The following is a 25,837-nucleotide window of genomic DNA, read 5'->3' as shown; positions in this document are numbered from 1 at the left end:
GGGGTGGAGAAACGCATGTGTGGAATTTGCGGCGTGCTCTATCGTGATCCTGAACGCCCTGTCGAGCCTGCATTGCTCGAGCGGCTCAATGGGACGCTGATCCATCGTGGCCCTGATAGCGCTGGTTTCCTGGTGCAAGGGGCGCTGGGCATGGCGATGCGGCGCCTGGCGATCATTGATATAAGCGGTGGGCAACAGCCGATGTTCAATGAAGATGGAACGATTGCCCTGGTCTTTAACGGCGAAATCTACAATTTTCAAGAGTTACGTAAAGAATTGCGCACTTGTGGGCATCGTTTTGCGAGCGACAGCGATACCGAGGTGATCGTGCATGCCTATGAAGAGTGGGGCGACGCGATGCTGCTGCGACTCAAGGGCATGTTTGCGGTTGCGCTCTGGGATGGGCGGCGGCGCAGATTACTGCTGGCACGTGACCGTATGGGCGAAAAGCCGCTCTACTGGCACGACAGCGACCACGGCCTCGTCTGGGGTTCTGAGGCCAAGGCGGTGCTGGCGGCGCCCTGGGTGGAACGGCGCATTGACCCGGTGGCGCTGCACCACTATTTGAGCTTGCAGTATACCCCTGACCCGCTAACGATTTACGCCGATATCAAGCAATTGCCGGCAGCACACAAATTAGTGGTAGAAGATGGCAAACCGCCGCGAATCGAGCGCTGGTGGCAACTCCAGTTTGAGCCAAAAGAGGAACTGAGCGACGCCGACGCGATTGAGCAGGCGCGGACATTGTTAACTGCGGCAGTCGAGCGTCAATTAATCAGCGAAGTACCGCTCGGGGCGTTTCTCAGTGGCGGGATCGACTCGTCGATCATTGTCGCACTCATGGCCGAACGCACCCGCGAGCCGGTGCGCACCTTTTCAATTGGCTTTGTCGAACGTCACTTTTCCGAGGTCGGCTATGCGCGCCAATTGGCCGAACGGTACGGCACCCAGCACTACGAATTTATCTTTCGTCCCGAGGATCTCGTGCGCGTGATTGAAGGCGTCGCCGCTGCCGCCGACGAGCCTTTTGCCGACCCGGCCGCGCTACCGCTCTACGAGTTGGCCCGTCAGACCAGGCAGCATGTCACGGTCGCCCTGAGTGGCGACGGCGGCGACGAAACCCTTGCCGGGTACCGGCGCTACCTGCTTGACGGATGGCTGCGGCCCTATGCCGCCCTCCCAAACTGGATTACCCAGCAGGCAATACCTGGAATGGCCGCAATGATCCCAGAACCCGCGTGGCTCCCAGAAGATCGCAACCCGATCACAGGCTTGAAGCGTCTTGGTCATTTCGCTTCTGTCACCCACAAAGCCTCGCTGGTACGCTGGGGCTCGTACTTCAACCACGCCGAAAAGCTAGCCTTGTACCATGACCGCTGGCGGGAAGAGCCGGGCGCACACGACAGCGCGGCATGGCTGGCGGCAGCGTATGATGCGGCGCAGGCACACAGCCAACTCGACCGCACCCTGGCCGCAGATCATGCCACCTATCTCGCGGGCGACCTTCTCCCCAAAACTGACCGCATGACGATGGCGCACTCGATCGAAGCACGCGCACCCTTTCTCGATGTGGACTGGGTCACCTGGACTGCGCAGTTACCGAGGCGCTACAAAATCCGTGGAGGCACCACCAAATGGTTGCTCAAAGCCGCTTTTGGCGCTACACTACCACCGGCAATTGCTGCACGCGGCAAACAGGGCTTTGGCGTACCAATCAGTCACTGGCTACGCAACGATCTCCGCACCTGGGCCAGCGAACGGCTGCTTGGCAATCCAGCGCTTGACGAATGGTTTCAACCGGCCGCCGTCCAGACCCTCTTTGAAGACCACTGCGCAGGACGGGCCAACCACGGCAAAAAGCTCTGGGCGCTTTTGATGTTCGGACTCTGGGCCGAACAACGCATGCAGGGAGGTGTCCATGCCTAAAAACTTCGCCATGACGGGCGTGGCGGGCTACATTGCCCCACGTCACCTCAAGGCCATCAAAGAGACAGGCAACCGTCTGGTGGCGGCGATCGACCCGAATGATGCCGTTGGCATTCTTGATCAATATGCTTTTGATGTCAGATTCTTTACTGAATTTGAGCGCTTTGATCGTCACCTCGAAAAACTGCGGCGCGGCCCAGAAGAACAACGGATCCACTACCTAAGCATCTGCGCACCAAACTACCTGCACGACGCGCACTGCCGGGCGGCGCTGCGCATTGGCGCCGACGCCATCTGTGAAAAACCGCTGGTGATCAACCCGTGGAACCTTGACCCCCTGCAAGAACTCGAGCAAGAGAGTGGGCGGCGAATCTACACGATCCTGCAACTTCGGCTCCATCCACGGCTGATCGCCCTGCGCGAACAACTCCAGCAAGCGCCGAGCGGCCACCGTCACGACGTTGTGCTCACCTACATTACCGCCCGCGGTTTCTGGTACCACATCTCATGGAAAGGGATCAGCGAAAAATCGGGAGGGATCGCCACCAACATTGGCATTCACTTCTTTGACCTGCTGATCTGGCTTTTTGGCGATGTGCTTGAGCAGCGAGTTCATCACAACGATCCACAGCGGATGGGGGGCATCCTCGAACTCGAACGCGCCCGCGTGCGCTGGTTTCTCTCGGTGGATCATCACGACCTGCCCTTTGCGGCCCAGGCCGGAAGCAAAACAACCTACCGCTCAATCACCATTGACGAACAAGAAGTTGAATTCACCGCAGGATTTACCGACCTGCACACCCGCGTCTACGAAGACATCCTGGCGGGCGGGGGCTTTGGCATTGACGAGGTGCGACCATCGATTGAACTGGTGCATCAACTGCGTAACGCCCCCATCGTCACCAACGAACCACCGCTGCGGCATCCATTGTTACCGTGACGGAGGGTTGGGGCCTGCGGCCCCAGGAGTCTTTTCTTTGCTGGAAAAAACCAGCTACGCTGGTTTTTTCCAGCAAAGAAGAAAAAAATGACCCCATATTTCGCCCACGCAAGTGCCTACATCGATCAACCCTGTACCATCGGGGAAGGCACCAAAATTTGGCATTTCTGTCACATCATGCCCCACGCAAGCATCGGCGCACACTGCACCCTGGGGCAAAATGTCATGGTGGCGTCACACGTACAGATTGGCAACAACGTCAAAATCCAGAACAACGTCAGCGTCTACACCGGCATCGAACTAGAAGACGACGTCTTTTGCGGGCCATCGTGCGTCTTCACCAACGTGATCAACCCACGTTCACAGATCAACCGCCAGAGCGAGTACCAGCAAACGCTCGTCCGACGCGGGGCGACCATCGGAGCCAACGCCACCATCGTCTGCGGGGCCACCATCGGGCGCTATGCTTTCATTGGGGCAGGAGCGGTCATACGGGGCAATGTTCCCGACTATGCCCTGATCGTCGGCGTCCCTGGCAAACAACGAGGTTGGATGAGTCGCCACGGGCAACGCTTGCCACCGCCAGACGAGAATGGTATCATGATGTGCGAGATAAGCGGGTGGCGCTACCGCGAAGCGCAACCGGGCCTCGTGCGTTGCCTCGACTGGCCCGAAGAGCAAACGCTAGACATATGATTTCATGTGCCAAATAAACGGTTGGCGCACCCCTCAACTTCTGCTGAAAGCAGGAACAAGCCTATGACGACGGTATCAAATCCAGAGCCAATCCCGTTGCTCGACCTGAAGGCCCAGTATGCAGCGCTGCGTGAGGAGATCGGGGCTGCAATAGAACGGGTCGTTGCGAGTCAACAGTTCATCCTGGGTCCAGAGGTTGAGGCCTTCGAGCAGGAAGTCGCTGCGTACAGCCAGTGTACCTATGGCATTGGGGTCTCATCGGGCACCGACGCGCTGCTGGTTGCCCTGATGGCGATCGACCTACAGCCGGGTGACGAAGTCATCACGACGCCGTACACCTTCTTTGCCACAGCCGGCTCGATCGCACGTCTCGGCGGGCACCCGGTCTTTGTTGACATTGATCCACTGACCTACAACATCGACCCGGCGGGCATCGAGGCAGCGATCACCCCGCGCACCCGAGCGATCATGCCAGTGCATCTCTTTGGGCAAATGGCCGACATGGAACCAATCATGGGCCTCGCAGAATATCACGGCCTCTATGTCATCGAGGATGCAGCGCAGGCGATCGGCGCGGAATATCGAGGGCGGCGAGCCGGCTCGATTGGACACATGGGCTGTTTCAGCTTCTTCCCCTCGAAAAACCTGGGCGGCTTTGGGGACGGGGGCATGGTAACAACGAACGACCCCAAACTTGCCGAGCGGATCAGACTGCTACGCGGCCATGGTGCGCACCCAAAATACTATCACCGCATCATCGGCGGCAACTTCCGGCTCGACGCGCTGCAAGCAGCCGTCCTGCGGGTCAAGCTCACGTATCTCGACGAATGGACGGCTAGCCGCCAGCGCAACGCCGAGCGCTACCGTCAACTCTTCAGCGCAGCCGGAGCGAACATCGAGATCCCCCAGGATGCGGGCTACGGACGCCACATCTACAACCAATTTGTCATCCGCAGTACGCGGCGTGACGACCTCATGGCACACCTGAAAACACACCAGATTGGCTGTGAAATTTACTACCCAGTACCGATCCACCTACAAGAATGTTTTGCCAGCCTTGGCTACGAAGTAGGCAACTTCCCGGCAAGCGAAGACGCGGCCGAGGAGACCCTAGCGATCCCGGTGTATCCGGAGCTGGGGGAGGAGCAGCAAGCCAGGATTGTCGATACCATTCATACCTGGATCTAAAGATCATGTTGATTTCTGAAGAAGCGCACAAGTACCTTCGTGGAGAGCATTTTTCAAACGGATGGTCACTTCCGATACCCAGGCAACAGCGCATCGTTTCGCGCAACAAGCGTCTGATTGAACTTGCACAAAACAAATCAGTTCTTCACATCGGATGTGCTGATCATACCATTTTAATTCAGCGCAAAATCAAAGAGGGTACGTATTTACATGAGTTATTAGAGCATAGCAGCAGCAAACTCGTAGGAGTAGATATAAATCCTGAAGGCATAGAGGTGATGCAAAAGCTAGGTTTTCCACATATTTACCATCCCTCAATGGTACCAGAAGGAAAATACGATCTTCTCATTGCTGCTGATGTCATTGAACATGTATCAAATGTCAATGTGTTTTTGACCGATCTGAAACGATACAACTTTGACAGACTGGTTATTACAACCCCGAATGCATACCGAAGAATAAACCGAAGACAATACAAAGCAGAAATCATCAACACCGATCATCGGTACTGGTTTTCGCCTTTTACGTTAGCAAAAGCAGTAACAGACGCACAATACCAAGTCGAAGCGATCGAATTCACCGATTACCCATCAAAATTTAGATTATACCGCAATGTACTCCTCAAAAAATATCCTTTACTTCAAGATGGCCTGCTCATCATTGCAACGAAACAGGCTTAACGACCTATGAAAGAAATCTGGATTCTAACGAGTGCATTTCCTTATGGATCCGGAGAACAATTCTTAGAGACTGAAATTAAATATTGGTGTCAATTAGAGGGAGTTAAAGTCACTTATCTTCCAATACTTGCGAAAGGGGAGATGCGACCGGTTCCAACAAATATGTCAATCGATCGCTGCATTGCTCACAACAATCCCTCAAGAAAATTCTTTTCGCTTGTTCAAGCACTATTTTCTGTAATCTTCCTGCGTGAGGTTATCTGGTTACAACAAAACAGAGCTTGCTCTCTCCATAGTATCTTGCTTGCCTGGCGCATGACAGGAACCGTTCTCCGTATATATACAAGCTTAAAGCACAAACGCAAAAAAACAGAAGCTGAGTCCGTAGTTTGTTATAGCTACTGGTTTGATATTGGAACGTATGGGGCCGCGTTATTAAAAGAGAAAAATCTATTGCACAAGGTCATTACACGAGCACATAGTTCAGATGTGTATCAAGAACGTCAAAAAGAACATTATATGCCCATTAAAAGACAGTTCAGAGATAAAGTTGATAAAATTTTTACCATTTCACAAGCAAGTTATGCTTATCTAAACAAAGAATATGCCATCCCTCACGATCGCCTTGCCATTGCGCGGCTTGGTGTCAACATCGCTCAGGACGTAACACCACCATCACCAGATGGCAAGATAGAGGTTGTATCTATTGCGTTCTGCATACCTATAAAGCGAATTGATCGCATCATTGATGCTCTGGCGCTTGCATCAACGCAGATCGGACAAGAAGTAGGCATAGACTGGGTTCATATAGGGGCAGGAGATCTTCAAGACGAACTGATCGCATATGCCAAAGAGATGCTTGGCAAACTTAGCAATGTCAACTTCACATTTGTAGGCCAGCTTGCGAATCAAGAAGTATTACATTATCTCAAAACACATTCTATTGATGTACTGATCAATACAAGCGCGTCTGAGGGCATACCTGTTTCGATTATGGAAGCCATGGCCCATGGCATTCCAAGCATTGCACCAACTGTCGGTGGTATTCCAGAACTGGTACGACCAGAACATGGATGTTTATTATCAACCGAACCCTCGATAGAAGAAATAGCCTGTGCCTTATGTGCCTATGATCACTATAAAGATAACCAGACACGTCAAGCAGCAAGACAATGGATCATCAAACACTTCAACGCCGAGAGCAATTACACATCCTTCGTGCATCAGGTCATTGATGATATGACACCTGTGCAGATGAAAGCATAACATGGTTTCCCAAGAAGACAAGCCACCACGTCAACTGGGTCTAGGCAAAATCGCTGGCAATATTGGACAGACCCTTGGGCGGCAATTGCTTGGCTTTCTGTTTGGTCTTGGCACAGTTGTCATCATAGCCCGTGTACTTGGTCCTGAAGGCAATGGACAGTATGCGATTGCTCTGCTCCTCCCAACATTTCTCTTGACCCTATTAGAGTTAGGTATTGGTGCAGCCAATGTGTATTATGTAGGACGTCAAGAAGTCACACCAGATACTGCTTTTAAGGCTAGTCTCTATATATGGATAAGCCTTTCAGGTATTGGCATGCTTATCGGGGGCGTGTTAATCTTCTTTTATGATGATATTCTCTTTCCGGGAATACCGGCATTGCTCCTTTGGTTAGCGCTACTCTCCTTTCCACCAGGGTTATTGCAATTTTATCTAGGGAGTCTGCTTCAGGCAGTACAAGATTTTCGTCGTTATAATCTGGCAACCATTTCCTCACCTGTCATGATGTTTGGATTCGTATCGCTACTCCTTGTATTTAAAGGAGGAATTACTGCTGTCATCGTAGCTATAGTTGTTGTTCAGGTTATCAACGTCATAATCCATTATCTATTAGTTCAACACCATCTGAGATCAGATGTAGATGAGGTGGCAACGACACAACAAGATATCAATTACAAACAATATGTAATTCAAGCCGCAAAATATGGCATAAAAGCCCACGGAAGCGGGATTTTGACTTTTATCAATTACCGAGCAGATTTATTCTTTGTTAATTTAATGCTGAATCCAGCAATGACAGGGGTTTATGTTATTGCTCTATCACTCAGTGAAAAATTATGGTTTCTATCACAGTCAATCAGCGCTGTACTGCTCCCGCGCCTGGCAGAACTCCATAATGATGATGAGGTTCGCAAGCAACTAACCCCCTTGATTGCGCGTTGGACGCTCATCTTCACAACCGCAGGAGCTATTGCGCTTGCCATTATCGCCCCATTTTTGATTAAGATCCTATTTGGCTCCGCCTATAGAGAAACGCTCAACCCTCTTCTCTTTTTACTACCTGGCATTGTAAGCTGGAGTCTTGTACGAATCTTAGCGAATGATCTGGCATCACGTGGACGCCCTGAATTAAATATGTACAATATGGCTATCGTTGTGGTGATTAATATCGTAGGGAACATTGTTTTAATACCACGCATGGGCATCACAGGGGCCGCCCTTGCGACAACTATTGCATACCTTGTAGCTTGCGTTACTCAGGTCTGGATGTATGCACGGTTGAGTAAAAATGCTTGGCATGAAGTTTTTCTTTTCAATGCATATGATGCACAGATCTTTCATCAATTACAGCTTGTCTTATCTAAAATCACCGGACTGAAATCAGTGAATCCATGATTATGCAGATCCTCACCGTCCTCGGTGCTCGCCCCCAATTCATCAAAGCCGCGCCGGTCAGCAAGGCGCTGCGCGAGGCCGGTCACCACGAGTATCTGGTTCATACGGGTCAGCACTACGACCACGCGATGTCGCAGATCTTCTTTGATGAGCTCGGCATTCCGCAGCCGGACGTCAACCTGGGGGTTGGTTCAGGGGGGCATGGCAAACAGACCGGCGCGATGCTGATGCGGTTGGAAGAGGTAATGCTTCCTGCGTCCGACGATAGCGTGGATGGAGATGGTGAAGGTAGGGTGGAATATTGTAAAATGGTCTCTATCCCGATGGATGAAGACAACCGCAAAGTCCAGACGAACCGTGCGGGCTTCTGAACGATCACGAGGAGCATGCATTGATGGCTGCATCCACTGAGCCACCTGTACCAAACACACTTCATGAACAACACGTCCGATGGTTGCGTCGGGCAGCGACCCAACAGCGCCCCCGCTTGAGTACGCGCATCGAGCGAGCATGGGAAGTCGCCCACGAGGCTGCACACCTGTTACGACAAAAATATGGCGTCACACGCGTGCGCGTCTTTGGGTCGCTTCTCGCCCCCGATCAGTTTCATCGTCAGTCGGACGTTGATCTGGCTGTGGAAGGATTGGCGGTTGAGCATTACTGGGATGCGCTGGCAGACGTTTTGTTCCTCGACAATCAGATCGTCGTCGATCTGGTTGATCCCGAGTTATGTCCACCCGCTATTTGGACAATCGTTGAACGGGAAGGGGTTGATCTTGAGCGTCAACCTGCACGCACTTCATGACCGCATCATGCGTGAGCGCAAGGATGTTGAATACACGGTGCAGATTGCTACTGCGGCGTGGGAGGGTGCCTGTGATTTCCCCGATCAGCAGACACATTTCTTGAACTCGCTTGCGCTTAGTTTGCACAACTTTTACAACGGATTGGAACGCATCTTTGAAACCATTGCCCGCCAACTCGATCCAACCTTCCCCGTTGGCGAGCGCTGGCATCGTGATCTTTTGATGCAAATGGGGCGAGAAATCCCTGGTGTGCGACCAGCGCTGCTTTCCGCTGGCTCCGTCGAAATGCTGGATGAATTTCTGGCCTTTCGTCACCGCGTACGCAACATCTATACATTTCAGTTGGATGCCGAGCGCCTGCATGCGCTGCTCGATCGGCTACCTGTCACTTGGCGCACTGTTCAAGCAGACCTGGAGGTTTTTGAAGCCTTGCTTCGAGATGCTACCGAAGGATCCGAAGCATGAACATCCTTACCGTCCTCGGTGCTCGCCCCCAATTCATCAAAGCCGCGCCGGTCAGCAAGGCGCTGCGCGAGGCCGGTCACCACGAGTATCTGGTTCATACGGGTCAGCACTACGACCACGCGATGTCGCAGATCTTCTTTGATGAGCTCGGCATTCCGCAGCCGGACGTCAACCTGGGGGTTGGCTCCGGGGGGCACGGCAAACAGACCGGCGCAATGCTGATGCGACTCGAAGAGGTGATCCTCGAGCAGCGACCGGATTGGGTGCTCGTCTATGGCGATACAAATTCCACGCTGGCTGGGGCGCTGGCTGCGGTCAAATTGCACGTACCCGTCGCCCATGTCGAGGCCGGGCTGCGCTCTTTCAACCGCACGATGCCCGAGGAGCACAATCGGATCTTGACCGACCACTGCGCCGACCTGCTCTTTTGCCCCACCCAAACTGCGGTGAACAATCTGGCCCATGAAGGCATCACCCAGGGCGTCCATCTGGTCGGCGATACTATGTACGATGCCGTGTTGCAGTTCGGCGAACTTGCCCGCCAGCGCTCGCGCATCCTGGAGACACTTGGCCTGACGCCCAAACAGTATCTGCTGGCGACCGTGCATCGGCCCTACAACACGGATAACCCAGAGCATCTGCGCTCAATCATCGCGGCTTTCGTGGAATGTGGTGAAACGGTGATCTTTCCGGTGCATCCCCGTACGCGGGCGCGACTCGCAGAAGCCGACGTGATGGCGATGCTCAAAGATGCGCCGCAGGTGCGCCTGATTGAGCCAGTGGGGTACCTGGATATGTTGATGCTGGAGCAGCATGCCCGGATGATCCTGACCGATTCGGGTGGCATGCAAAAGGAAGCTTACTTCTTTGCCGTGCCGTGTCTTACGCTGCGCCCAGAGACGGAGTGGGTTGAGACGGTCGAGGCGGGGTGGAATGTGGTGGTTGGTGCTAGCAAGGAACGCATTGTCACGACATTGGCGGAACACACCTGGCCGTCATCCGCGCCACCAGCGGTATTTGGTGCTGGCCAAGCAGCGCTGCAAAGCATAACCATCTTGGCTACGATAACCCAGGAAAAAAGATCGGTATGACCGAAGCACCGTTTGAGCACCTGATTCTGACCCGCTTCAATGTGCGCATTGGACAATGGATTCAGCAACCTCCCGATGAGGCATGGTTGGCGCATCGCTTCGAGCTGTTTGAACGCTTCTGCCTCCCTTCGCTCCAGGCGCAAACATGTCAACATTTTCGCTGGTTGGTGCTCTTTGATGCTGAAACACCTGAGCCATTTCGTGCCAGGATCGCGGCGTATGCAGCCTGGTCAAACTTCCAGCCCATCTACATGCAGCACTTCACGATCGAGAGTCTGTTAGCTGTGGTGAAGCCCTATGTGCAAACACCCTACTTGATCACCACCCGGCTTGACAATGATGATGCACTCTCGAGGCGTTTTGTCGAGCAATTGCAGAGTCAATTTGCGTTTCAAGCGTTTGAGTTTATCAATTTTGCTGATGGCTATACCCTCGATTTGCAGCGTCGTCGGCTCTTTATACGGAACTACACCTCTAATTCGTTTATCAGCCTGATCGAGCGTGCGGACAACCCGCGTACCGTTTTGTGCCACAATCATACGTTTCTCAGCGAGATCGGGCCAATCAAGAACCTCCGCACTGACCCGATGTGGCTGCAACTTGTGCATCAACGCAACCTGGGCAATGAGGTAGCGATCTGGCCCCGCGCTTCGATGACCCGGCTACGCGATGATTTTGTGCTGCCTGATCCGACGCTCTACGAACGCCAGGCAAACGAGCGCTGGATGCCCATCACGAATGTGTTCAGTCGAACGTATCGTTTTGTTCGGGCGATTGCCAGGGAAGTACGTGATCGTGTCGCCTCGCGCCCAACTCGAGGTCAATCCTGAGATACCCTCCTATGCGAAACGTGCGAAAAGTGCTGGTGCTAACCTACTATTATCCTCCTCAGGCTGGTTCTGGAACAATCAGAATCGCCAAGTTCTGCACATATCTGCCAGACTATGGGTGGAAGCCGCTTATTGTGACAACCTCGTTTGTCTCACAGTATGATCGCGATCTGTTTATGGATCTGCCACACGGTCAAGCGATCTATCGCACGTATGATCTCTTCACAACAATGCAACGGTTCGGACTTTTTACCGCGCTGCGAAAGTTGAGGATGGCACAACACACCGCCAGCGCTCGTTCCGTTCAAGCTGCGCTCACAACGCAACGAGCGCCTTCTTCGCTCAAAAGCATCATGCAAAAGGTTGTGCAATTCGAGATCAATGTGCGCTCATGGATGCTTTCAGCCTATCAACAGGCCTGTTCACTCATCGAATCTGGCACGGTTGATGCCATTTTCACAACATCGCCACCACATCGAACCCAGTTATTAGGGTACTGGCTCAAACAACGCTATCCTGAGCTACCCTGGGTGATGGATCTACGCGATTTGTGGAGCGAAAACCGCTTTACGAAAGCAACATCAGGCTACCATGCCGCCGTACAACAAGAACGTCGGTGTATGCAAAAGGCTGATCGCGTCCTTGTTGTGACTGAGGGCATTCGCCAGCTTACTTTGCGTCAGCAGCCAGACCTCGAAGAAGCAAAGATCGTAACGCTTACCAATGGCTATGACTTGAGCAAGCTTCAGCTTGGACCTGATCGCAAATCGCATGCAAGATTCACGGTTACGCATGTAGGGACATGGTATGCTTCATCAAAGCAAGATCCCTTGATCACAGCCTTGCAAGCAATCCACAACGATACAGATCTCGTCAATGCGATGCAATTCAGATTTATCGGGCATATACTACCAGAGATACAGTACCAACTCGCTGCAATGCAAGATCATGAATTTCTTGTGCTCCGTCCACCTGTCACGCATCACGAAGCTTTACGCGAAATACTTCAGGCTGATGTGGCTCTCTTGAAATATCCGTCTGATGTACCAGGGATTGAGCTTTCGCATGGCAATAAGCTCTTTGAATATCTGGGATGTGGCAAAACGATGCTCGCGCTTGTCCCGCCTGAGGGTGAAGCTGCACAACTTATTCGGCAGGAGAGCGCAGGAATCGTGGTGAATCCTGATGATGTCGATGCGATCCACGAGGCAATTATGCTGTTGTTCAAGCAGTTTCAGCAAGAGCCACATCAGGCAGGAGCGGTGGGGGCTTATCCACACTACGACCGCAAATATTTAACCGGTATGCTTGCCGAAATCCTGGATTCGTTGTACGAGGCAAAAGAAAGAAAGATCCATGATGAGGGATGAAGCCCATATTAAACAGAATGAGGTGCGAGGGTATGGCGATGTATTGGCTACCTTGCGTCGTTTGCCCGATGGCGCACAGATCATTGCCGATAATTTTCTCGATGAGGAGATCGAGGTTGCGGTCGAACGTTTCTGCAAGAGCGAAGAATGGCGCGCTACAGTCATCGCGCTTAAGCTCGTTCCAGGTATGACAGTGCTTGATTATGGTGCAGGCCGAGGTCTCGCTTCATTTGCGTTTGCGCAGGCTGGGTGCAACGTCGTAGCCATTGACATCAATGCAAGTCAGGATGCCGGCCTTGGGATGATGCGGAGTGCAGATATTTTTCAGCCCTATCGCCAGCAGATCCAGCCTGTTGTTGCTGATGGCGAATATATTGCCGTGCAAGCTGATAAGTTCGATATTGTGTATTGCCGTGAGGCGTTGCATCATGCCTTTGATCTGCAAAAATTAACAAAAAACTTGATCCGTGTGCTCAAACCAGGTGGGATCTTTTATGCTTATGGCGATCATCGTCGCCCATGGTGGAGTAGCGATGAACAGTTTCGGCAACGCCATCCCGCCGTTCCGTTTGGGGTGAATGAACATAGCTATCTCGAGTCTGAGTATGTGCAGGCCCTGCGGAAAGCTGGTCTGCGCAAGATTGCGGTCAAGCCAATTGTGCGTGGACAACCCCAGCATTGGGTTCATCGCATGGTCGTAGCAACAACACAGATGCCCCTGCTAGGACGAGGACTGCGACCGTTGTATGATCGCTTGCTGCATTACACATCAATCGGAAGTCAGATCATCATTGTCGGTAGAAAATAGCCCATTGCTGTGAAGATCCTTTTTGTTACACCCTATTTTCCCTACCCGAGTGTGGCACATGCAGGTGGCGTGTATGTGTTTCAGATGATCAAGGGATTGATTGAACGTGGTCATCAGGTTTCACTGCTTTCCCTTATTACTGAGGATGAAGCAGGCCACCTTGCGGCAATGGAGGCGATCTGTAGCCGTGTTATTACGATTCCTACCGATCCGCACTGGCGACATGCGGTACAGTATTTGCCACGCCACCTCGTTGCTCCGGCAACCTTTCCAGGCTGGCATCCGAAGCTGGCAACGATCTTGCGGAACCTGGTGGCTCAGGAAACTTTTGATGTTGTGCAGCTCAATTGGAGTGAACTGGGCCAGTATGTGGGCTTGCTCAAGCAAAAAAGTGCGACGGTGTTATGTGCAATTGATGTATTGTCGACGACGCTTGAACGGGACTGTGTCAACGAGAAGGATTTTGTGCGTAAGCTCTGGCTATCTTGGTATGCCAAGGATGCCAAACGCTACGAAAAAAAGATCTATCCTCAGATAGACCATATCATCACGCTGTCGCAAAAAGACCACGACTATCTGATGAGCCATATGCGTCATGTGCAAGCGAGTGTCTTGCTGCCCGGAGTCGATGAGATCCTCCTACAACTGCCGCTACAGCTGCATCAATCCAAAGATATTGTGTTTGTGGGCCATATGCAACGTCCATTCAATGTGAGTGCTGTTTTATGGTTTTATCACCAGGTGTTTCCGTATGTGCGCCAGCAGGTGCCTGAGGCCCGTTTAATGGTGGTCGGGGCCGATCCTCCGCATACCATTACAAGCCTGGCGAACGATCCAGGTGTTGTTGTGACGGGTGCAGTTGAACGGATCGAGAACTTTTATGCGTCGTCGCGGCTCGCCATCGTCCCTCTTTTTGTTGGGGGCGGCATTATCAAGAAGGCAATTGATGCGCTGGCAGCCGGATGTCCCATCGTTACGACACGCATTGGGGTGGAAGGCATTGCGGTACGCGACGAACAAGAAGTGCTTGTAGCTGATGATGCTTCTACCTTTGGTCGTGCAGTGGTACGCCTGCTCCAAGATGATACCCTGTGGCTGCAATTAGCCCGCGCAGGTCGAGAACGTGTGCTGCGTAACCATGCCTGGCCCTCAACGATTGCAACGCTCGAGTCGATCTACCAGAAGGTCTGTCAGCGAGCCTGATGCAATGTTTCAACTCTCTATCATTATCGTCAACTGGAATACCCGCTCCCTGCTGCACGCGCTTTTGACAACGCTTGTGCCCTATCTTCAACAGGATCGGGCTGAGATCATTGTTGTTGATAATGCGTCAGACGATGGCAGTGGGGCGATGGTGGCCGCTGATTTCCCGCAGGTGACGCTGATCCAGAATGCGCAGAATGTGGGTTTTGCCCGTGCCAATAATCAGGCGCTCGCGCTTGCCCAGGGGCGCTATCTGCTGTTGCTCAATACTGATACGCTCGTGCCACCTGGGGCGCTCGCGGGGTTGCTGCATTTTATGGCGACCAATCCAGAGGTGGGGGCTTGCAGTCCGCGTCTGTTGACCGCTGAGGGTCAGCCACAGGCGTTTGCGTTCGGTGATGATCCAACGCCTGCTTATCTGCTGCGTCGAGGTCTGTGGCGCTTGCTCTTGAAGCGCCCGCTCCATGACTGGGGAGTTGCGCAGGTGCTTGAAGTGGCTTGGGTTGCCGGAACCTGTTTGATGCTCCGGCGCGAAACCCTGGCTAGGGTCAAGGGGTTCGATGAGGCGTTTTTTATGTATTTTGAGGATGTTGATCTCTGTCGGCGGATCAGGCATGATGGCTGGAAGATCTGTTATGTGCCTACCATTGCGATTACCCATCTCGGTGGGCAGAGTTTGCAACAGAATCCGGCGGCGCAAGACGCGTATTATGAAAGCCTGCGCTCCTTTTATGGACGGCATTATCCGCCTTCGTTCCGGCTGTGGCTGGTGATCGGTTTGCTGATCTATCAGCGTCTAAAGGCGTTGCAATGAGCATCGCGAAGTCTACCTTCTCTGATCGGCTGATCCTCGCCTGGGCGCTTCTGAGCGCTGCGGTGCTCTTTGTGATCTTCCGCGATGCCGGCTTTGATGATCCTTTCATTACCTATCGCTACGCGGTCAATCTCGCGAACGGCAACGGGTTTGTCTATAATCCTGGTGAACGGGTGCTCAGTACAACAGCTCCGCTCTATGCGTTGCTGCTGGTGCCGTTTGCAATGGTCGGGGCAGATCTGCCGCTCGTGAGCAATCTGATCGGCACGCTGAGTCTCGGCGCAGGTTCGGTGGCGCTCTGGCGGATGGGCCGGATGGGGGGGATGCCCGTCGCCGGAGCGGCGGCAGCACTGCTCTTTCCCTTGACGCCGCTGCTGATCAATACGCTCGGGGCCGAAACGATGCTCTTTCTGGCGCTGGTACTCTGGGGCTTCGAGGCGAGTTGGCGCGAACGGCCCTGGCTCGCCGGGGTGCTGCTCGCGGCGGCGACCCTGACCCGCGCCGATGCGGGGTTGGCCGTGGTGATGGCCGGGGCAATCTTGCTGCGACGCAGTGGCGTGCGTCCGGCGCTGACTTTTGGGGCGGTTGTGGCGCTGACAACCCTGCCTTTTGTGGCGGCTGCCTGGTGGTATTTTGGCTCGCCTTTGCCGGTGACGCTGGGGGCCAAACAGAGCCAGGCCGATATTCCAGGTGGGCGCAGCTATCTGGCGGGCCTGGTGCTGCGCCTGGGCAGCCTCTGGAACTGGATGCCGTGGCGGCCTTTTGCCGTCCTCATCGTCATCGGGTGCGTCCAGGCGCTCTGGAAACGTGGCCCGTTGGCCCTGGTTGCCGGATGGTCACTGGCTCACGCGCTGGCCTATAGTCTGCTGGGGGTGACCGACTATTTCTGGTACTTTGGCCCGGTGATGACCGGCTTGACCATCCTCGGGGCACTGGGCATCCAATTGCTGGCTGAGCTTGGGGAGCGTGTCGGGGGGCGAAGAATGGGGCTGAGCGTAGCAACAGGGTTGATCGTGCTCGCCCTGGCTGGTTATGGTAGCATCGTCAACCTTACCGCACGCAATCCTGATCTACGCATTCCCGCGTACCGCGCTGCGGGCGAGTGGCTGGCTGCCAATACCGAGCCCGACGCCCATGTCGGCACCCTCGAAATCGGGGTCATTGGTTACTACAGTCAACGCCACATGATTGATTTCGCCGGACTGATCCAGCCCGAGGTGAACGCGATCTTTCGCGAGGGAGGCGGCTACCGCGACGCGGCGCTTGCTGCCCTTGCGCATCACCGGCCAGCGTACCTGGTCAACCACGAAGAGGCCTTCCCGCTGATCTCGCATGATCCTACGCTGGCTGCAGCATGTAAAGAAGTTGCCGCCCTGCCCGATCCACGGTTTGCCACCCCGCTCCAGATCTATCATTGCACCTGGTAGTCGAGGACACAATCACAGGCGTCACTGTGTGGACACGACCAGTAGGCACTGCAACGGGCCCAGGCACGATGGCGTGAGCTCTGATCAGTTGAAGGCGGAGCGAGTATAATCTGCGACGCCATTGAAGGGGCAAGCGCGACGTGGCGTTCGCCAAGCCCGACGAGGACGGCACCTTCGGCGCTGATCGCCAGCACCTCGACCAGCATCCCCGGTACCAGACCTTGAGCACGCAAAAACGAGGCAACCATTGGATCGGTGGCGACCGACGCCACGACACCGCGCGTACCTGCCGTACAATGGGTTAGATCCTGCACAGGAACAGCCTCAAACGCACGCTGCCTCGCCCCGGGTGCGTGCTCGAGAAACGCCTTGAGCGCCGTCACGAGCCGTTCCGACGTAATATGTTCAAGCTGACAGGCGAGATCATCGGCCTCTTCCGGTTCAATCCCCAGATTTTCGACCAGAAACATCACCCAGAGACGGCGTCGTGAGAGGATCTGCTGAGCCTGAGCCTCACCATATTCGGTCAGCGTCACCCCTTTGTAGGGTTGATAGGCAAGAAGGCCGCGCTCATCGAGTTTGTGACACATCTCGTTGGCCGAGACCTGCGAGACGCCAAGCTTATTCGCCAATAACGATACTGGTACTGGCTGCTGCGGCTCGCTGCGGAGCAGCGCCGTCATCACCAGGTACATCTCAATACTTTCACTCATCATCCACTCCTACCCTGGAGCATGCTATACGATATCTCTGCAGCAAGGCGTTCAACATCCGCTCTTCTACTGGTGGAAAATGTCAGTGGAACTGACATTTTCCACCAGTAGAAGAAAAATAAGGTAAACCTATACTATCGAGTGAGACAAAAGTAGTATACAATACTTTCCGATGGTTAAATAGTGAATTTTTCTCTCCTAACAGTTGTCTTGCCACTACTTGTTTAGCCTTACCCAAAGTGATATACCTCTAGTGTACAGGCACACCCAAAGATCGCATCGTATCCGCTCTGACTGCGGCAACAAACAAGGAGTGAGGACGCGCAATGACGGCCGTTTCTAGCGAAAGAACCCTTGATCAACTCGGGCATGGTGAACAGGGACGAATTGTACGGGTGAGTGGCGAACGAACCCTCCGACGGCGCTTACTTGATATGGGCCTCGTCACAGGGGAAAAGGTCACGCTTACCGGTGTTGCCCCCATGGGTGACCCCCTTGAACTGCTGGTAAAAGGGTATCACCTGTCACTGCGCAAAGCAGAGGCTCGCCTTATTATTGTGGAGTCAGTCAATGCATCCAACCTCTGAACCAACGCTTCCGCTCTCGATCGCAGGGACAGGTGCCCGTGTCCAGATCGTCGGACTCAGCGGCGGCATGCGCAGTGCACATCGTCTGGCCGAGCTTGGTTTGACCCCTGGATCAGAAGTAACGATTCTGAATAATGATGGGGGTGCCCTGTTGTTGGCAGTTGGTGACACCCGCCTGGGTGTAGGGCGAGGTCTTGCCCATAAAGTGCTGGTTACTTTCCTGGAGAGGAATGGCTCATGACGCATCTCACAATTGCGCTCGCTGGCAATCCGAATGTGGGCAAAAGCACGCTCTTTAATGCTCTCACAGGCAAACGGCAACATGTCGGTAACTGGCCCGGCAAAACGGTGGAAAAGCAAGAGGGTGAAGTCGTGATGAACGGGAAACGCCTGTCCATCATCGACCTGCCAGGCACGTACAGTCTCGCTGCACGCTCGCCTGAAGAAGAGATCGCCCGCGATTTCATCGTGTGTGGACGGCCCGATGCAGTTGTGAATGTGCTTGATGCAGCCAATCTTGAGCGCAATCTCTATCTAACCGCACAGATCCTTGAAACAGGGGCACCAATGATCTTGGTGTTGAATATGACTGACGTCGCCGCGTCACGAGGTCTTATCCTTGAGCCACGAGTGCTCAGTGAGCAACTCAATATTCCGGTTGTCTCAATGGCAGCCAGCCGAGGCGAAGGCATCGGTGAACTCAAGGCAATCCTGGCCAAGCTGGTACCCGCTCCACGCGAAGCAATGGTTGGGGCAACGCAGGAGGTTGTACGATGACTACTCTTGCCTTGAATCCGTCGCTCCGCATTACCTATGCCCCACCAATCGAAGAGGAGTTGACACGACTGATTGATGCCCTGGGGCAATGCCCTGAGCTCGCTGCGCGTTATCCGTTACGCTGGCTGGCGATTCAATTGTTAGAGGGCGATGACGTGCTCCGTGCCGAGGTTGAACGCCTCGGTGGGCCTCTCGTGACGCAGGCCCTTGAAAAGAGTCTGGCCATCCTCGAACCGACCTATGGTGAAGACCTTGATGTGGCGATGGTTGACCAGCGTTACCGCTTTGTGAATCATCTGGCGCAACGCGTCCTGACCCGCCCATCAACACCTCCCTTGACGATGTCGGATCGGATTGACCGTATTGTGACCAATCGATGGCTGGGTATTCCAATCTTTCTGGCGCTGATGTGGATTGTCTTCAAACTGACCACAGACGTCTCTGGGCCGTTTGTTGACTGGGTTGACGGGGTCTTGAGTGGGCCGGTGAGCAACTGGATGGTGGCCCTGCTTGGGCTGACCGGCCTCGGTGGAGGCTGGTTTGAGTCCTTGGTGATTGATGGCGTTATTGCGGGTGTAGGCGGTGTTCTGGTGTTCGTCCCCATCCTGTTATCACTCTACTTTGCCCTCGCGCTGTTGGAAGACTCTGGGTATATGGCTCGTGCTGCGTTTGTGATGGATCGGCTGATGCACAGCCTTGGGCTGCATGGCAAGAGTTTTCTGCCAATGATTGTGGGTTTCGGATGTACGGTACCCGCGATCTACGCAACCCGCACGCTCGAAAACCGACGCGACCGCATTTTGACCGGGCTGCTGGTGCCTTTTATGAGTTGCAGTGCGCGCCTGCCGGTCTATGTTCTGATCGCAGCTGTCTTTTTTCCCGCTCTCGCAGGTCAGGTCATCTTTGGCCTCTATCTGACGGGCATCCTCTTCGCAATTGCGCTAGGGCTGTTACTGAAACGTACGCTCTTTGGCAATGAGCCGCCGTCCCCTTTTGTGCTCGAATTGCCGCCCTATCGTCTTCCCACCCTCCGTGGCGTCTGGCAACAGATGTGGGAACGTACGTCGGCCTTTTTGCGCAAAGCATGGACGATCATCCTGGGAACGAGCATTGTTGTCTGGCTGCTGCTCGCACTTCCCGTCAGCGGCGAAGGCAGTTTTGCTGATACTGACGTTGACCAGAGTGCCTTCGCAGCCGTTTCAGGGGTTATGACGCCCGTCTTTGCCCCCCTTGGCTTTGGCAGTTGGGAGACGAGTGGGGCACTGTTGACCGGCTTTGTCGCCAAAGAAGTCGTGGTGAGCACGATGATCCAGGTCTACAATGTGCCTGGGGCAGAAGAAGAAGAGGCCGTGGCAACGACCGTTGGGGAAGATCTGCTGGCAATCGGCGGCGGTTTGCTCAGCGCCACCGGCGACGCACTCAAAGCACTTCCCTCGATTATCGGGATCAATCTGGCTGAAGGAGAGGACGAGCAAGCCCCGGATGGCCTCACAGGGGCGATTCGCACCGGTTTTGACGCGAGTAGCGGCGGGCACGGGGCGCTCGCGGCCCTCGCCTTCCTGGTCTTTGTCTTGCTCTATACACCCTGTATGGTCGCGGTTGCGGCTGCCCGCCAGGAGTTCGGCTCACGCTGGATGTGGGTCAGCATTATCGGCCAATTTGTGATTGCCTGGCTCGCAGCGCTGATCGTCTTCCAGGGGGGACGGTTCTTTTTGTAGGGCCTGCGGCCCCCAAACCCGGCTTCCTTCGCTGGAAAAAAGCCAGCTACGCTGGCTTTTTTCCAGCGAAACGAACCGTTTATGCCAGGCAAAGAAAGAAAAGAATCACATGTTGCAAAAAGTCTTGCAGGCCCTCGAAGAGACACAAGGCCCAGTGTCGCTCGATGAGTTGAGTCGCCAACTTGAGCTTGATGTGGGGGTACTCGAGGGAATGATCGATTTCTGGGTGCGCAAAGGCAAGCTGAAAGATAGCCGCCTGGCTGCATGTGCTGGAGGATGCGGCAACTGTAACCCCGGTGCGCAAGGCTGCACGTTTGACCGTGGTAGACCACGATCGATTACCCTCACCTAAAGTCGTATGCCTATCGATCTGTTGCTTGATGAGCAGATGTATCGTGAACCCTATTCCGTCGTTGAGGGGGCGTCGGTTGAGTTGCACGCGGTGCCACCAGCCGGGGCTTCTTCGCTTACCCTGACCCTTGGTGGGGTATCTCTGGAGCCATTTTTGCGCCCGGGCGACCCGGCCTGGCGCTGGCGCTGGCTTGCTCCAGCAAGTACAGGCGAGCATGAAGTGCTGGTGTGTGCCCGCTGGCCTGATGGTCGCACCGAAGAGGTGCGTGCGCAGATCGTGGTTGTGCCACGTAAGCTTGACGCTGAACACTATGCGCTGCTGCTCGAAGATCTGCAAACAGTGGCCCCCCGCTTGGTCTTTGCGCTCACTGGTGGGCGTCACGGGGTAAAACCTGATCCAACTTCACCGAGCGCGAATGCCACCGCGATGCTGAACGCCCTCTGTCGCGACGAAATCCCGCGCCTCGTGGCGGCAGTGGAACGCCTCGCCCAACGCCCCCCCGAGCGCCTACAGACGCGTACCATCGCGGTCGATCCAGGCACGGCGCGAAGACCGGCCCTTCACCGGGGCGAGTTGATCAATCTATCACCAGCGCCGTCGCCTGAATCGGAGCATCTGTCGCCAGCTTCCTTAAGCAGCATACCAGAAGAGGCAACCGAGGCGAGCTACGACAGCTATGAGACACGCCTGTTGCGACGGCTCATCGAAGTGCTGCTGCATCGCCTTGGTCAACTGGCGAGCCTGATCAACCCGACGCCAGCCCTGGAGTCAGCCCGGCAACGCTTGCGCGAACTGCGGTCACTGCCCTTGCTTGCCGAGGTGCCTCCGCTGCAAGCCTATCGCGGACTCACGTCGCGCATGCAGCGCGACCCCGACTACCGCATTGTCGCCCGCGTCTGGCAATGGCTCCGGCGACACCCACTGATCACCTGGGACGCAGCGACCCTGACCCTGCCCATCAGCCAGTTACCCCGCCTCTACGAGCGATGGTGCGCTGTGCGTGTCGCGCTCACGTTGCTTGAATTGCCAGGGCATACGCTGATCAGCCAGGCGCTGTGGAACGACGATGCCGCCGAGCAGGGGCTGACACTGACCGAAGGAACGGCGCTTGTTGTGCTGGCAAACGAGGATGGGAACATCTTGACCTTGCGCTATCATCCTCGCTATCCACCTGACGGCACCAACGTACGCTCACTCGACCGGCACACGCGCATCCCCGATCTTGCGCTTGAGAGCACCCCGCCGGAAGGCCTGCCCCGGATCAGCCTGCTCGACGCCAAATATCGCCTTGATCCCAGTGGCGGAGTGCCTGCCGACGCCCTGGCCGACGGATACAGCTATCTGGGGGCCATCGGGAACAGCGCAGGGCAACGCCTCGTCGAGCGCGTCGCGTTGCTCTATCCAGGGCGAGGCAAAGCGGAACACTATGCCAGTGGCATCGCCGCCTTGCCGCTCTTGCCAGGGCATGAAGCGGCGCTGCGGGCGTGGCTTGTGCATGAAGAGTAAGCCTCTCTTTTGCTAAAAAAAGCCAGCTGCGCTGGCTTTTTTTAGCAAAAGAAGCTGGGTTTGGCGGCGCAGCCCACAAAATCACCCCTTCGGACGAAAAAGGCTGCCAATCATCTCAAAAATCGGGTTGCCGCTCGCTGCTGGCTGTGCAGCAGGTTCATTGGAGCCGGCCGCATTGCCACCCTGATTCAAGGCACCTTTGAGCAAAGCCCCAAAGAGACCTTCGAGCAACGAGGCCGCACCGGCCGCGCCAGGATCGATCTCACCCTGGGTATTTCGACCCGAACCACGCCCGTGCCCTTGAGGTGATTGAGCCGTATGATTTGCGGCACGACGCGCCTCGAGCAGCGCCGTGAGGATCGCATCGAGATCGCCATCGCCCTTCTTCTTCGCCTGACTGAAGGCCCCAATCGCGGGCAACAAGACATCAAGCAGGGTACCCTGGCCGGGAGCCGCACCACTCGACTGCTGAGCACCACCCAGGAGACCTTCAAGCATCGGTTGGAGATCATTGAGACTAAAATCCGAGCGCCCGGACAGATTCGATGCGGCCTGATCAAGCCCTTGAGCATAGATCGGTGCCGTCGCCCCTTTGCCATTGTCACGCAATACCTGAGCCGCCTGAGCCAGCGCGGCTCCGAGGTCACTGCCAGCACCAGTATTGATCTGTTGCTGCAACGCACTGGTAACCAGACGAAAATTATTGACCATATTGTCGCCGCTATCACCATCATCGCGATCAAGCTGGTTGAGATCGGGGCGATCGCGCTCAAGATTCTCGGTCATCGCCTCAAACAGGGCGACAAGACTCTTTGCATCAGCCATGCACAAAACTCCTCTTGGTTATTCATCATCCTGGACAAAATCATCGGTTTGATCAGGCGTTTCGGGAGGATACTCACCAATGGCAAGGATCGCATTGCGAATCTGGTCAGCAGCAGTCTGCCACGAACGCCGCATCCGCGGATGCGCCTCGACATGTAGCGGTTCACCAAAACGAACCGTCACCTGCACCGGGCGGGGCACAAACTTACCCTTGGGCATGACCCTGGTAGTCCCGCCGATCCAGGTTGGAATTACCGGGATCTGCGGAAAATCAGCCAGCAACTTGCCAATGCCTGCCCGAAAAGGCCCCAGTGAGCCGTCCTTGCTCCGCGTCCCCTCAGGAAAGAGCAAGAGCGCATACCCTTCACGCAGCGCCCGCGCCGCATGGCGAAGTGGATCCTGACCACCGCGGCGATCGCGGGCAATTGGAATTGCATTGAACAGCACGCGGGAAAAATATTGCTGCGGCCCCCCCTGAAAAAAATAGTCCTGAGCCGCTGCCGCCACAAAATGCGCCCGAATATCGGGAGGAAGACTTGCAAAAATGACGGCCGTATCGGCGTGACTCTGGTGGTTGGCAGCAATGACAAACCCACCCTCGTGAGGAAGATACTCAAGCCCACTGATGCGCGGCCGCACATACATTTGTACAAAACGCACAAACATGCCGGGCAGAAAACGCGCCGCAGCGTGGCGGCTCCGATAGAGGCTCATCGCGTGCTCCGCACGCCGTTCTTCAGATGAATCACGGCTAATCCCTGGCTCAACTTTGTTTCTGGCATGGATGGTATCTGCCGGGAGAGCTCATCGTCCAGATACGCTTGAGTTATTATACCGCTAAGTGGGGAAAGTGGGGGATAGAGGCGTTAGGGCTAGCGGCCTAAAACCAAGGCTTGGGGGCCTGTGGCCCCCAAGCCTTGCCCATCCGCTACCGCTCGTTGAGGATCTGCGCAAAGGCTGCGGCGTTGTAACGCAAAATTGGTTGGCGGGCGGCCCTCACTTCGTCGAGTCGGCGCACTGGTGCGGTCGTCGGGGCGTCATGCAGGACGTCGGGGGTCTCGACGGCTTCGCGGGCAATGTCGCGCATGGCCTGGATAAAGATGTCCAGGGTGCGTTTGCCTTCCGTTTCGGTTGGCTCAATCATCAGTGCTTCGGGCACGATCAGGGGGAAGTAGACCGTTGGCGGGTGGAACCCGTAGTCAATCAACCGCTTGGCGATATCGAGGGTGCGAATACCCTGCGCACCTGCAATCTGCCCTTTGAGCACGGTCTCGTGCATGCAGATACGGTCAACAGCCTGCGGGTAGAGGTCTTTCAGTTTGACCCGAACGTAGTTGGCGTTGAGAACCGCAATCTCGCTCACTTCGCGCAACCCTGCCGCCCCTAGCGTGCGGATGTACGTCCACGCCCGCACGAGCATCGCAAAGTTGCCATGAAAAGCTTTCATCCGCCCGATGCTCTTCTCGGGGGTAAAAAGTTCGTAGCTGCCGCTCGCCGTCTGGCGTACCCGTGGCCCCGGCAAGAAGGGCGCAAGTTCTGCCGTGCAACCGACGGCCCCTGAGCCAGGACCACCACCACCGTGCGGGGTCGTGAAGGTCTTGTGCAAGTTATAGTGCATAAAATCAAAACCAAGTTCGCCAGGTTTTGCAATACCAAGAATTGCATTGAAATTAGCACCATCCCCGTACATCAGGCCACCTGCGTCATGCACAAGCTGGCAAATTTCGACAATCTGATCCTCGAAGAGCCCGAGCGTATTGGGATTGGTCAGCATCAAGCCGGCCGTACGTGGCGAAAGTTTCGCCCGCAGATCGTCCATATCCACGTTGCCCCGGGCATCGCTCTTCAACTCGACAACCTTGAGCCCGACCATCGCGGCGGTCGCAGGGTTGGTTCCATGCGCAGCGTTGGGCACCAGCACTTCGGTGCGATCATCGTCGCCGCGATCAAGGTGATACGCCCGGAACGCCAGAATGCCCGTGAATTCGCCCTGCGCGCCCGCCGCCGGTTGCAACGAGACCGCCTCGAACCCCGAGATTTCACCAAGGTAGTCTTGCAACTCGTACATCAATTGCAACGCGCCCTGGCTCAGACTCTCGTCTTGCAACGGGTGCGCCGCCGCAAACCCCGCATAACGGGCCACTTCCTCGTGTAACTTGGGCGTCGCTTTCATCGTACACGAGCCCAGCGGATACATCATCGTATCTGGCGAAGCATTGCGCTGGCTGATCCGCGTGTAGTGCCGCATAACCTCAGGCTCGGTCAGTTCGGGAAAGTCATTCATCCCGTCCTGCCGCAGCAATGCGGTCGGCAACGCTGCTTCGGGTACATCCAGGCGCGGCAGGTTAGTGCCATGCTTGCCCAGAGCCGAAAGTTCATAAATATGTGGTTCGTACGTATCCACGTAGCTCTCCTTATTTCACACGTATCGTTGGCACCAGGGCGCTCGATGA

Annotated in this window: 27 protein-coding genes; 23 read left to right on the top strand and 4 right to left on the bottom strand. The window is 55.1% G+C overall.

What is annotated here, in order from left to right; translation table 11 throughout:
* The first annotated feature begins 15 nt into the window (after positions 1–15).
* The 17 genes from asnB (at position 16) to EYB53_RS03345 (ending at position 16,906) form a co-directional block, all read left to right on the top strand.
* On the top strand, positions 16–1,926 hold the full coding sequence (asnB, locus tag EYB53_RS03425) for an asparagine synthase (glutamine-hydrolyzing) (RefSeq protein ID WP_135476774.1): 1,911 nt from the start codon (positions 16–18) through the stop codon (positions 1,924–1,926).
* Complete coding sequence (locus EYB53_RS03420) at positions 1,919–2,866, top strand: Gfo/Idh/MocA family oxidoreductase (protein WP_135476772.1); 948 nt, start codon at positions 1,919–1,921, stop codon at positions 2,864–2,866. Before asnB ends, EYB53_RS03420 begins: the two co-directional genes overlap by 8 nt.
* Positions 2,867–2,953: 87 nt before the next feature.
* Entirely contained in the window at positions 2,954–3,562 is a 609-nt protein-coding gene (locus EYB53_RS03415; protein ID WP_135476770.1) for an acyltransferase, read from the top strand.
* 63 nt (positions 3,563–3,625) lie between these two features.
* A complete protein-coding gene (locus EYB53_RS03410; protein ID WP_135476767.1) occupies positions 3,626–4,750 on the top strand; it encodes a DegT/DnrJ/EryC1/StrS family aminotransferase in 1,125 nt (374 codons plus the stop codon).
* 5 nt (positions 4,751–4,755) lie between these two features.
* Complete coding sequence (locus EYB53_RS03405; protein WP_135476765.1) at positions 4,756–5,430, top strand: methyltransferase domain-containing protein; 675 nt, start codon at positions 4,756–4,758, stop codon at positions 5,428–5,430.
* A gap of 6 nt (positions 5,431–5,436) precedes the next feature.
* On the top strand, positions 5,437–6,696 hold the full coding sequence (locus EYB53_RS03400) for a glycosyltransferase (RefSeq protein WP_135476763.1): 1,260 nt from the start codon (positions 5,437–5,439) through the stop codon (positions 6,694–6,696).
* A 1-nt stretch (position 6,697) separates the two neighbouring features.
* Complete coding sequence (locus tag EYB53_RS03395) at positions 6,698–8,092, top strand: oligosaccharide flippase family protein (protein WP_135476761.1); 1,395 nt, start codon at positions 6,698–6,700, stop codon at positions 8,090–8,092.
* Entirely contained in the window at positions 8,089–8,463 is a 375-nt protein-coding gene (locus EYB53_RS03390; protein ID WP_205712568.1) for a UDP-N-acetylglucosamine 2-epimerase, read from the top strand. The genes EYB53_RS03395 and EYB53_RS03390 overlap by 4 nt, the downstream gene beginning before the upstream one ends.
* 23 nt (positions 8,464–8,486) lie before the next feature.
* Positions 8,487–8,897, top strand: a complete 411-nt coding sequence (locus EYB53_RS03385) for a nucleotidyltransferase family protein (RefSeq protein ID WP_205712567.1) — start codon at positions 8,487–8,489, stop codon at positions 8,895–8,897.
* Between the two features lie 7 nt (positions 8,898–8,904).
* On the top strand, positions 8,905–9,363 hold the full coding sequence (locus EYB53_RS03380; RefSeq protein ID WP_135476759.1) for a ribonuclease toxin HepT-like protein: 459 nt from the start codon (positions 8,905–8,907) through the stop codon (positions 9,361–9,363).
* Entirely contained in the window at positions 9,360–10,454 is a 1,095-nt protein-coding gene (gene wecB, locus EYB53_RS03375; protein ID WP_135476757.1) for a non-hydrolyzing UDP-N-acetylglucosamine 2-epimerase, read from the top strand. The genes EYB53_RS03380 and wecB overlap by 4 nt, the downstream gene beginning before the upstream one ends.
* Entirely contained in the window at positions 10,451–11,284 is an 834-nt protein-coding gene (locus tag EYB53_RS03370) for a glycosyltransferase (protein WP_135476755.1), read from the top strand. Before wecB ends, EYB53_RS03370 begins: the two co-directional genes overlap by 4 nt.
* Positions 11,285–11,460: 176 nt before the next feature.
* On the top strand, positions 11,461–12,654 hold the full coding sequence (locus EYB53_RS03365) for a glycosyltransferase (RefSeq protein ID WP_167857237.1): 1,194 nt from the start codon (positions 11,461–11,463) through the stop codon (positions 12,652–12,654).
* Entirely contained in the window at positions 12,641–13,462 is an 822-nt protein-coding gene (locus EYB53_RS03360; protein WP_135476750.1) for a class I SAM-dependent methyltransferase, read from the top strand. Before EYB53_RS03365 ends, EYB53_RS03360 begins: the two co-directional genes overlap by 14 nt.
* 75 nt (positions 13,463–13,537) lie before the next feature.
* Positions 13,538–14,665: a glycosyltransferase family 4 protein gene (locus EYB53_RS26555; protein WP_135476748.1), complete on the top strand. Its 1,128-nt coding sequence runs from the start codon at positions 13,538–13,540 to the stop codon at positions 14,663–14,665.
* Positions 14,666–14,669: 4 nt separating this feature from the next.
* On the top strand, positions 14,670–15,479 hold the full coding sequence (locus EYB53_RS03350; RefSeq protein ID WP_167857236.1) for a glycosyltransferase family 2 protein: 810 nt from the start codon (positions 14,670–14,672) through the stop codon (positions 15,477–15,479).
* Positions 15,476–16,906 (top strand): DUF8728 domain-containing protein, encoded by a 1,431-nt coding sequence (locus EYB53_RS03345; protein ID WP_135476743.1) that lies wholly within the window; start codon positions 15,476–15,478, stop codon positions 16,904–16,906. The genes EYB53_RS03350 and EYB53_RS03345 overlap by 4 nt, the downstream gene beginning before the upstream one ends.
* Here EYB53_RS03345 and EYB53_RS03340 read toward each other — a convergent pair.
* On the bottom strand, positions 16,891–17,619 hold the full coding sequence (locus EYB53_RS03340) for a metal-dependent transcriptional regulator (RefSeq protein ID WP_135476741.1): 729 nt from the start codon (positions 17,617–17,619) through the stop codon (positions 16,891–16,893). The two genes, EYB53_RS03345 and EYB53_RS03340, sit on opposite strands and share 16 nt — an antisense overlap.
* A gap of 326 nt (positions 17,620–17,945) precedes the next feature.
* On the opposite strand from EYB53_RS03340, the gene EYB53_RS03335 reads away from it, so the two are divergent.
* The 6 genes from EYB53_RS03335 (at position 17,946) to EYB53_RS03310 (ending at position 22,559) form a co-directional block, all read left to right on the top strand.
* On the top strand, positions 17,946–18,206 hold the full coding sequence (locus tag EYB53_RS03335) for a FeoA family protein (protein WP_135476738.1): 261 nt from the start codon (positions 17,946–17,948) through the stop codon (positions 18,204–18,206).
* Positions 18,190–18,447: a FeoA family protein gene (locus EYB53_RS03330; protein ID WP_135476736.1), complete on the top strand. Its 258-nt coding sequence runs from the start codon at positions 18,190–18,192 to the stop codon at positions 18,445–18,447. The genes EYB53_RS03335 and EYB53_RS03330 overlap by 17 nt, the downstream gene beginning before the upstream one ends.
* Positions 18,444–18,983 (top strand): FeoB small GTPase domain-containing protein, encoded by a 540-nt coding sequence (locus EYB53_RS03325; protein ID WP_135476734.1) that lies wholly within the window; start codon positions 18,444–18,446, stop codon positions 18,981–18,983. Before EYB53_RS03330 ends, EYB53_RS03325 begins: the two co-directional genes overlap by 4 nt.
* Complete coding sequence (gene feoB / locus EYB53_RS03320) at positions 18,980–20,701, top strand: ferrous iron transport protein B (RefSeq protein ID WP_135476732.1); 1,722 nt, start codon at positions 18,980–18,982, stop codon at positions 20,699–20,701. Before EYB53_RS03325 ends, feoB begins: the two co-directional genes overlap by 4 nt.
* A 109-nt stretch (positions 20,702–20,810) precedes the next feature.
* Entirely contained in the window at positions 20,811–21,053 is a 243-nt protein-coding gene (locus EYB53_RS03315) for a FeoC-like transcriptional regulator (RefSeq protein WP_097651582.1), read from the top strand.
* A 6-nt stretch (positions 21,054–21,059) separates the two neighbouring features.
* Positions 21,060–22,559, top strand: a complete 1,500-nt coding sequence (locus tag EYB53_RS03310; protein WP_135476730.1) for a DUF2357 domain-containing protein — start codon at positions 21,060–21,062, stop codon at positions 22,557–22,559.
* An 81-nt stretch (positions 22,560–22,640) separates the two neighbouring features.
* On the opposite strand, the gene EYB53_RS03305 is transcribed toward EYB53_RS03310, so the two are convergent.
* The 3 genes from EYB53_RS03305 to gcvPB form a co-directional block, all read right to left on the bottom strand.
* Positions 22,641–23,384, bottom strand: coding sequence for a dihydroxyacetone kinase subunit L (locus EYB53_RS03305; RefSeq protein WP_135476728.1), 744 nt, complete (start codon positions 23,382–23,384; stop codon positions 22,641–22,643).
* 18 nt (positions 23,385–23,402) lie between these two features.
* The gene (locus tag EYB53_RS03300; protein WP_135476726.1) at positions 23,403–24,098 is read right to left on the bottom strand and encodes a lysophospholipid acyltransferase family protein; all 696 of its coding nucleotides are present in this window, start codon (positions 24,096–24,098) and stop codon (positions 23,403–23,405) included.
* Positions 24,099–24,312: 214 nt separating this feature from the next.
* Complete coding sequence (gcvPB, locus tag EYB53_RS03295; RefSeq protein ID WP_135476724.1) at positions 24,313–25,788, bottom strand: aminomethyl-transferring glycine dehydrogenase subunit GcvPB; 1,476 nt, start codon at positions 25,786–25,788, stop codon at positions 24,313–24,315.
* Between the last annotated feature and the right edge of the window lie 49 nt (positions 25,789–25,837).

This window comes from Candidatus Chloroploca mongolica (genome assembly GCF_004762035.2).
In the GTDB taxonomy this organism is placed as follows: Bacteria; Chloroflexota; Chloroflexia; order Chloroflexales; family Chloroflexaceae; genus Chloroploca; species Chloroploca mongolica.
Note: the sequence above shows the minus strand (reverse complement) of the source record. Positions and strands in the feature narration are given on the sequence as shown.